Annotated in this window: 5 protein-coding genes and 1 tRNA gene; 4 read left to right on the top strand and 2 right to left on the bottom strand. The window is 50.6% G+C overall.

The genetic code is table 11. The annotated features are described in order from the left end of the window. From V6D20_02960 to V6D20_02945, 4 genes are all read left to right on the top strand, one after another. Nucleotides 1–823 (top strand): ATP-binding protein (locus V6D20_02960; protein HEY9814753.1); only part of this gene is annotated, 823 nt, incomplete at its 5' end. Then, a complete protein-coding gene (locus V6D20_02955) occupies nt 820–969 on the top strand; it encodes a hypothetical protein (protein HEY9814752.1) in 150 nt (49 codons plus the stop codon). The genes V6D20_02960 and V6D20_02955, both read left to right, overlap by 4 nt. A 29-nt stretch (nt 970–998) precedes the next feature. Beyond that, entirely contained in the window at nt 999–1,514 is a 516-nt protein-coding gene (locus V6D20_02950; protein ID HEY9814751.1) for a hypothetical protein, read from the top strand. Nucleotides 1,515–1,640: 126 nt separating this feature from the next. Continuing rightward, nucleotides 1,641–2,885, top strand: a complete 1,245-nt coding sequence (locus tag V6D20_02945; GenBank protein ID HEY9814750.1) for an IS66 family transposase — start codon at nt 1,641–1,643, stop codon at nt 2,883–2,885. Between the two features lie 107 nt (nt 2,886–2,992). Here the strand turns inward: V6D20_02945 and V6D20_02940 are convergent, their stop codons facing one another. Next, nucleotides 2,993–3,169 (bottom strand): hypothetical protein, encoded by a 177-nt coding sequence (locus V6D20_02940; GenBank protein HEY9814749.1) that lies wholly within the window; start codon nt 3,167–3,169, stop codon nt 2,993–2,995. A gap of 247 nt (nt 3,170–3,416) precedes the next feature. Further along, nucleotides 3,417–3,488, bottom strand: a tRNA-Val gene (locus V6D20_02935). Nucleotides 3,489–3,779 lie beyond the last annotated feature (291 nt).

Below are 3,779 nucleotides of genomic sequence, written 5' to 3'. Positions count from 1 at the left end.
TATCCAAAGTGAAAAGATGGTCTCTTTGGGAAATCTGGTTGCTGGAGTTGCCCATGAGATCAATAATCCGCTGGGTTTCCTAAATGGCAGTATTGACCACATCAATGACTATGTAGGAGATCTGCTAGACCATTTGCGTTTATATCAGCAGAGTAATGTCCACATGACAACACTGATTCAAGATCACGCCCATGAGATTGGGTTAGATTTTCTCTGTGAGGACTTGCCGAAGGTTTTGGACTCGATGCAAGGTGCCACCGATCGAATTCGCGCTATTAGCAGTGGACTACGGACGTTTTCGCGATCGGATGGGGAATATAAAGTGCAGGCTGACTTGCACGAAGGTATTGAAAGTGCACTCCTGATTCTTAAATACCGCATTAAGGCTAATAGCCATCGCCCAGCCATTCAGATTCTGAAAAATTATGGTGAGTTACCGCAAATTGAATGTTTTCCAGGGCAACTCAATCAGGTCTTTATGAATATCCTGGCAAACGCTATTGATGTGTTCGATGAGGCTGGGCGTCAATCTTCTGAGGAAGATTTCGGCGATACATCTTACAAAATTGAGATCAACACCGCAGTATTACCAGAGCCTAAGCAAGTGGAAATTCGGATTCGTGATAACGGATCTGGAATGACACCTGAAGTTAAGTGTCGTGTATTTGACTATCTGTTTACAACCAAAGCTGTGGGTAAAGGCACCGGCTTAGGGTTGACGATCGCCCATCAAATTGTGACGGAGAAACACAACGGCAGTTTAGACGTTCAGTCTGACATTGGTCAAGGAACTGAGTTCTGCATTCGTCTACCCATGCAGTGATCACATCGAAAACCTCGGGGCGATCGCTTTTCTTGAAAGAGGTGTTGGGAGGAGCGATCGCCATCTTTGACATTGATTGTGGCTTTTCTTCCTCAACAACTTTGATACCATGGATAGAATCATGCTATGCAGCGATCGCCGCATAGCATGTTCACTTCCTTAATCGTCAAATTCGATGATTGCCTGCTTTGATGTGCACTACGACAATGGTTCTGCAAATGCTGCTGGAATCATGTTCCACCAATGGCATGATGAAGCACCAGCGGATCAATTGATGATCCGCGTTTCAGATGTGGGTGACTATCAGGCCGGTAGCTTCTATAAACGCGAACTGAAACCCTTACGTGAACTTCTTCCGCTGATCACCTATCCCATCCAGTACTTTGTGATCGATGCCTACTGTCACCTGTCTGAGGATGATTCTCCAGGGCTCGGTGCTTATCTATACGAATTGCTGCCTGTCGGTTCTATCGTTATCGGTGTGGCTAAAAACCGCTTTCGCAACACGAGTCACGCGTTCGAACTCTTCCGAGGTAGCAGTAGTCGTCCGTTGTTCATCACCTCGATTGGCATGGACTACCAATGCGCTGCAGCTCACGTACAATCAATGGCAGGTAACCATCGAATCCCAACATTGCTGAAGACTGTTGATCGTCTCTCTAGGAGTGATACATTCAGCAGCTCCATATGACGTAGGCGTTGCACAGTAGAGAATAATTTAAGAGAATACTGGAATCTGACAATGCTTAAGATAGTAGTAATTGCTCAACTGGGTTGACCCGAGCCCAAAGATGAGAGAGGATGCTAAACTTTTGCCATGAACGCCCTACCTCCGCTCGATGGACTCAGTCATAAGGAAAAAGACGCCCTCATCCGAGGCCTGTGGCGAGAGCAGCAAGCGTTGCGGGCAGAGGTGGAAAAGCTGAAGCAAAAGCGGGTAAAGAAGACCTCACGCAATTCCAGCTTGCCGCCCGCAAAAGGATTTAAGCCGAATCAACATCGCTCCGAGAGCGTCACCTCGCCTCCAGCGAAACAAGGCAGCCACTCCGAGGGAGGACGAGCGCTGAGTTCCAATCCCGACCAGGTGGTAGTGGCCCAAGCGACTTGCTGTCCCCACTGTCATGCATCGGTTTCAGCCGCCGACCAACAGGTGACGAGCATCTATGAGCGCATCGACGTGCCGCCCGTAAAACCGCACATCACCCGAGTCGAACGCTACGGTGGTACCTGTCCGCAGTGCCACACCTCCTATGACTCGCCCGTTCTCAATGGTCTAGAACCAGGCTCTCCGTTTGGTCCTCGTATTGCATCGCTGGTGACCCTTCTGCGCTATCAACATGCCGTGAGCTATCAACGATTGTGGCAACTGATGGCTGAGTTGTATGGCTTGACGATCTCAGAAGGGGCCATCGCCAATCTGCTGCGCCGCGTCCAGCGGCAACTGGATGCTCCTGTGCATCAGATTGTGGAGCGACTACGGTGCGCCCGACAGGTAGGCAGTGATGAAACGGGAGCTCGCGTTAAGGGTCAAACCCACTGGGAATGGGTGTTTCAAAATGCGCAGGTGTGCCTGCATGTGATTCGTCCCAGTCGGGGTAAAGCGGTGATTGATGACGTGATGGACGGCCACCGCCCAGAGGTGTGGGTCTCTGATGTATTCAGTGCCCAGAAGGCTCATCCCGCCGAGGACTGGCAAGTGTGTCTGGCCCATCAACTCAGGGATTGTCAGTATGCCATCGATGCGGGGGATGTCTTGTTTGCCCCCCGGATGAAGCGACTGTTGCTCAAAGCCATTGCCCTGCACCGACGACGACAGAGTCTGTCCCCCTCGACGGTGGCACAATACTGTTCTCGCTTGCGAGGCTCACTGCGAGAGGTGTTGAACTTAGAGCCGAGGCACCCTGAGGGGCAGCGATTGCTCAAACGCTATCGGAACCTCCAGGCTCATCTCCTTTTGTTTTTAGACGATGAGACCGTGCCGCCGACCAATAATGCCAGTGAGCAAGCCCTACGATGGAGTGTCATCTTTCGCAACGTCACCCATGGTTTTCGCTCCACCTAGGGAGCCGATGTGTTTGCTCAGGTGCGCTGGTTAATACCGCACGACGTCAGGGCATCTCAGCCTTTGACGCCATTTTGCATGCCCTTACCTCTCAGCAGTCTGATTGGCTACTGGGTTGAGCAATTACGCCACAGCTTTAATTTTTCCCCTGCTGCATTGGCAGCCTTGGGCAGCCGATCTTGCACCTCTTGCAGCTTGTGCTGTACTTCAGGGATGAGGGCGCAGTTGAGGTCGAGGGCGCGGTCGAGGTTGCAGACCAAGTACAATGCACGAATTACAGTCACCTTGTAGGTTGCTTTGACCGATCTCGATTTTTGGTTTATCCAGGTGAGAAATTCCTGTAATTTCTCATCGTTCGCCAGCATCTAGCCAATATGCTGCGTCATCAGAATCAAGAACTGATCCGCAGATTCCATCCGTAAGGCTGGATAAGATTCGTTGATATCCAGTTTTCCTTCTCAGGATTGAAACTGTGATGAAATTAACCTAGGGGCTTATTCGACCTAGGCTTCCTGATCTGCATATAAAAGATGGGCGATACTGGATTCGAACCAGTGACCCCTTCAGTGTGAAGGAAGTGCGCTACCACTGTGCTAATCGCCCGTGGTTTTACATCTTAGCATGAGAGCTATCCATCCTTGCCATCTTTTCTAAGATTTTCTAGCAAGTTGGATCATAGGCATGATGCTGGCAACCTCAGCCGTTCAAAAGCCCCCCCTCTATCTGCAAAGAAAAACCTCCTGACCCAGCTTACACTAGGGTCAGAAGGTGTACGCATCAAGATCACCTATTGAGGTCACACTGTCTACTGTCAGTCCATGCCTACGGTGGGCGGTTGTGCGTGGATTAGCTGAGGGATGCGTGGCTGCGATCGTAGCTGTCTCGGAAGGTCGG

The organism is Candidatus Obscuribacterales bacterium, from assembly GCA_036703605.1.
In the GTDB taxonomy this organism is placed as follows: Bacteria; Cyanobacteriota; Cyanobacteriia; order RECH01; family RECH01; genus RECH01.
The sequence above is the reverse complement of the archived record's forward strand: the minus strand, read 5'-3'. Positions and strand labels throughout refer to the sequence as shown.

Bases quoted from the DNA above. Each gene is read 5' to 3' on its own strand.
- V6D20_02950 (HEY9814751.1), top strand. From the start codon at position 999: ATGATTGCCTGCTTTGATGTGCACTACGACAATGGTTCTGCAAATGCT.
- V6D20_02945 (HEY9814750.1), top strand. From the start codon at position 1,641: ATGAACGCCCTACCTCCGCTCGATGGACTCAGTCATAAGGAAAAAGAC.